This is a genomic window from Pseudomonas sp. NFX15, assembly GCF_049132105.1.
In the GTDB taxonomy this organism is placed as follows: domain Bacteria; phylum Pseudomonadota; class Gammaproteobacteria; order Pseudomonadales; family Pseudomonadaceae; genus Aquipseudomonas.
The window spans coordinates 1-4,203 of the sequence record NZ_JAFMPV010000053.1; the positions used below are offsets into that span (position 1 = coordinate 1).

At 54.8% G+C, this 4,203-nt stretch carries 4 protein-coding genes; 2 read left to right on the top strand and 2 right to left on the bottom strand.

The features are described 5' to 3' along the window. Positions 1 to 154: 154 nt before the first annotated feature. The gene (locus J1D76_RS27760; protein ID WP_421141552.1) at positions 155 to 790 is read right to left on the bottom strand and encodes an isochorismatase family cysteine hydrolase; all 636 of its coding nucleotides are present in this window, start codon (positions 788 to 790) and stop codon (positions 155 to 157) included. 411 nt (positions 791 to 1,201) lie between these two features. Between J1D76_RS27760 and J1D76_RS27765 the strand changes: the two genes are divergently transcribed. Next, positions 1,202 to 2,527: an epoxide hydrolase family protein gene (locus J1D76_RS27765; RefSeq protein ID WP_421141553.1), complete on the top strand. Its 1,326-nt coding sequence runs from the start codon at positions 1,202 to 1,204 to the stop codon at positions 2,525 to 2,527. 108 nt (positions 2,528 to 2,635) lie between these two features. Here J1D76_RS27765 and J1D76_RS27770 read toward each other — a convergent pair whose 3' ends face one another. Further along, positions 2,636 to 3,133 (bottom strand): winged helix-turn-helix transcriptional regulator, encoded by a 498-nt coding sequence (locus J1D76_RS27770; protein ID WP_421141554.1) that lies wholly within the window; start codon positions 3,131 to 3,133, stop codon positions 2,636 to 2,638. Between the two features lie 279 nt (positions 3,134 to 3,412). Between J1D76_RS27770 and J1D76_RS27775 the strand changes: the two genes are divergently transcribed. Continuing rightward, positions 3,413 to 4,048 (top strand): isochorismatase family cysteine hydrolase, encoded by a 636-nt coding sequence (locus J1D76_RS27775; RefSeq protein WP_421141555.1) that lies wholly within the window; start codon positions 3,413 to 3,415, stop codon positions 4,046 to 4,048. The last annotated feature ends 155 nt before the right edge of the window (positions 4,049 to 4,203 follow it).

A 4,203-nucleotide genomic window follows, 5' to 3' on the forward strand; every position in this document is an offset into this window, starting at 1 on the left:
CGGTCGACTTCCGCTGCGCCACCAAACGCGAATGACGGTTCAATCTCGGTATTGGTTGCAGGGTTTAGTGCTTTCATCGATCCAGCGCTTGCCGGAACTTCCTGGGCGCCAACGAGCAAATTTCCTGTGAGTGTCATGTCATACCTCCTTCATCTCAGGCGCCAGCACTGGAATTAAGGGCCATGCCAACTTCGGCTGCTGTCAGGATTTCGTGAGCGAACGTCGGGCCGTTCAGCTCATGGGCGGCATGCATCATTTCCTTGGAGAACGCGGCAGTCGCATCGCGCACAAGCGTAACGTGATAGCCCAGCTCCATTGCAAAGCGGCTTGTCGATTCGATGCACGTGTTGGCCAGCAGTCCGATGATGATCACATGCGTGACCCCCTGCTGTTTTAATTGAAAGTCGAGATCTGTATTGGCGAAGCCGCTTTGGGCCCAGTGCTCCTTGATCATGATGTCGCCTGCTTGCGGTACGAAGTCGGGGTGCCATTCACCACCCCACTCGCCCTTCTCAAACGTGTGACGTTGCTGCACAAGGCGTTGGGTTGGGTTGGGATGGTCCCAATTGTCGTAGTCGCCGGGTTCCCAGCGCCGATGCGGCACATAGAACACCTGGATATTCGCCTTGCGCGCAGCGGCGACCGTTGCGCGAAGGTTATCCAGCAGCCCGACCTCTGTGGCGATCTCCTGGATCATTGGGAAGATCTTGCCACCTTCAGATAGGAAATCGTTATAGGGATCGACCAACAAGAGGCCGGTACGCTCCGCGGGATAAACGGTATTGGGCATTTCAGTTCTCCATTCGAAAGGCTACGAACTGGATCACATCTCGCTCTCGGCGCTAAGCCACTTAAGTCAAACGAACCGTGGCATTTCACATCTTGCATTCAACAATGCCAAGCGTCGAGGGCAACTCCAATGGTGCTCCAGATGTCGTGTCTTAGCGGTTAAGTCACGTTCGGAAACGTCCTGGGGAAGAGCCGAAATATCCTACAACCGACCTAAAAAAAAAAAAACAAAAAATGGATCACATACGCACCTGGATGCTCAACCCGGTGTACTGCAGCAGTGCTGCGAATAACGCGGACTCACAGCAAGTGCAATGCTTTCTGTCGGAAATGAAGAAAGCACTTGCCCCGGATGCTAAATTTCTTTGGTTGCTCGTAGCTTCCCCCGGCCTTTTTGCCAATAGGAGGTTCCATGTCAAACGATACCCGTCCTCAAGTTACATCGCGTCGCCGCTTTATCGGTCTGGCAGCAACTGCAGTTGCTGCAGTCTCATTGAATCGGCTCGCTTTTGCACAGACGAATCCGTCAGTTACTGAGATCGTACAATCGGCTGGCGGCGACAAATCAGCTATTCGCCCGCTCCGCGTGCACGTGCCGGAACCCCGGCTTGCCGACCTCCGTCGGCGCATCAACGCAACTGTTTGGCCTGAGCGTGAAACCGTCACTGATGCATCGCAAGGCGTGCAACTCGCCACCATGCAGCAGCTTGCGCATTACTGGTCGACAAACTACGACTGGCGCAAGGTGGAAACGAGACTGAATGCCTTGCCGCAATTCGTCACCGACATCGATGGACTCGACATCCACTTTATCCACATTCGTTCGAAGCATAAGAATGCGTTGCCTATGATCGTCACGCATGGATGGCCCGGTTCGATCATTGAACAATTGAAGATAATTGGTCCTCTGACAGATCCGACGGGGCACGGCGGCGATGCGTCGGACGCATTCGACGTCGTGATTCCGTCGCTCCCTGGATATGGATTTTCCGGCAAGCCGACAACGACTGGCTGGGATCCTCAGCGCATTGCTCGCGCCTGGGTCACGCTGATGAATCGCCTCGGCTATACGCGTTATGTCGCGCAAGGCGGCGATTGGGGAAATGCTGTCACTGAGCAGATGGCGCTTCTCACACCTCCGGGACTGATCGCAATTCACACCAACATGCCGGCCACCGTACCGGACGACATTGCTAATGCGCTGAAATACGGAAACCCCGCACCTGCCGGCCTTTCACCTGACGAGCAACATGCGTTCGATCAATTGGACTACTTCTACAAGCATGGCCTTGGTTATGCGCAAGAGATGGCTGGCCGTCCACAGACGCTGTACGGTATCGAAGATTCGCCGATCGGTCTCGCCGCCTGGATGCTCGATCACGACGCCGCGAGTCAGGCGTTGATCGCTCGCGTATTCCAGGGTAAGTCTGAGGGACTGTCGCGAGACGATATTCTCGACAACGTCACGCTGTATTGGCTGACAAATACGGGAATTTCCTCGGCTCGTCTCTACTGGGAAAACAAGCTGAATTTCTTTGAGCCAAAGCACATCGCCATTCCCGTTGCAGTCAGCGTGTTCCCGGACGAAATCTACTCGGCCCCAAAGAGCTGGACTGAAAAGGCTTACCCCAAGCTGATTCACTATAACCGTCTGCCCAAAGGTGGACATTTTGCTGCCTGGGAACAGCCACAAACTTTTACGGACGAAGTTCGCGTTAGCTTCCGGTCGTTGCGCTGAACGGATATTCAAGATGCGAACGCCGACAACAGAAGTCGTCGTTCGCGCAGCGCCTGGACCCTTGAAAGATGTAGAGTCGGATCGAGTTCAGAAAAACCCCTTGAGACCTTACTTTCTTTTGAACACCGCACGCCTTTCTGCGCGTTCGGCTGCAAATTGATCGCTCATCGACGCTTCCAGATCTTTCCGCTCAACCTGAACCCCACATCCGGGGCATACAGTCCCCAGCCCCACATCGTGACCACACTCACGATGGACGAAACGTACTGCGACCTCCTCGCTCTCGTCCTTGGACCAGATTTCGCCCCATTTACGCAGCGCGTAAATGACGGGATAGAACGCCCATCCCTTATCGGTCAGACGATATTCATGGCGCAACGGCTTTTCGCTATACGGATGACGCTCGATCATCCCGCTGGCCTCCAGTGATTTAAGACGCGCCGCCAGCATCTGCGGCGTCGCTTTCGTCTGAATCTGTATTTCTTCGAAGCGAGTGGCGCCCATGGACAGCTCGCGAATGACCAAGACGGTCCATCGATCACCGACGATATCTAACGACCGCGCCACCGGACATACCGTATCAGGTGCCTCTGCATCACGTGTCACAACGAAACTCCCAAGAATACTATTAAATTCATAGTAACACGCCGCAAATCTGACTTACACGCGCTCATCATCCGTCTGTCGCGACGACTCAGCACGATATGCCGCAAGCGTAAAATTCATCAGGCTGGCCAGACCAGATTGACACTATGTTTTTCATAGTGATAGATTTTGCTTGCTGCAGTCGATCTTTGAGACCTCACGAAGCGGCCGACCAATACGCTCTGAGACCGACTGCGAAACGCGAAATTGTTCGCAAATATCTTCTGACTGGAGAACGAAATGGCTAATCCCGTATACCGCCCGGAGCGCACTGGTTTGTTGCTGGTTGATCCGTATAACGACTTTCTATCAGACGGCGGCAAGCTGTTCCCGATGCTCAAGGAAGTCGCCGATGAAGTCCGCCTTTTGGATAACCTGCGCACCACCGTTGCAACCGCCCGCGAAACAGATATCCAGGTGTTCTACGTACCGCACCGTCGCTGGCAGCCCGGCGACTACGAGAACTGGGATCATCCGAACCCAACCCAGCGCCTCGTGCAGCAACGCCACACCTTTGCCAAGGACACGTGGGGCGGCGAATGGCACCCCGACTTCGTGCCGCAGGACGGCGACATCATCATCCAGGAACACTGGGCCCAAAGCGGCTTCGCCAACACCGATCTCGACTTTCAGTTGAAGCAGCAAGGCATCACGCACGTGATCGTCATCGGTCTGCTGGCCAATACCTGTATTGAATCGACGAGCCGTTTTGCGATGGAACTGGGCTATCACATCACGCTCGTGCGCGATGCAACGGCCGCGTTCAAGAAGGAAATGATGCATGCCGCCCATGAACTGAACGGCCCGACTTACGCCCACGAAATCCTGACGACAGCTGATCTCATCGCTGCCCTCAACACCGGCGCCACCGCCTGACTTTTGAGGAGATCCACTATGAAGCTCACTGGCAACCTGCTTATCGGCGCTCAGGAAGTTCCGGCAAGCGCTGGATCGATGAAAGCACTAAACCCTGCAACCAATACCGAGATTGAACCGTCATTCGCGTTTGGTGGCGCAGCGGAAGTCGACCA

What these genes read in the sequence shown, in the direction of transcription:
- J1D76_RS27775 (WP_421141555.1), top strand. Translation starts at nt 3,413, where the DNA reads ATGGCTAATCCCGTATACCGCCCGGAGCGCACTGGTTTGTTGCTGGTT.
- J1D76_RS27765 (WP_421141553.1), top strand. Translation starts at nt 1,202, where the DNA reads ATGTCAAACGATACCCGTCCTCAAGTTACATCGCGTCGCCGCTTTATC.
- J1D76_RS27760 (WP_421141552.1), bottom strand. Translation starts at nt 790, where the DNA reads ATGCCCAATACCGTTTATCCCGCGGAGCGTACCGGCCTCTTGTTGGTC.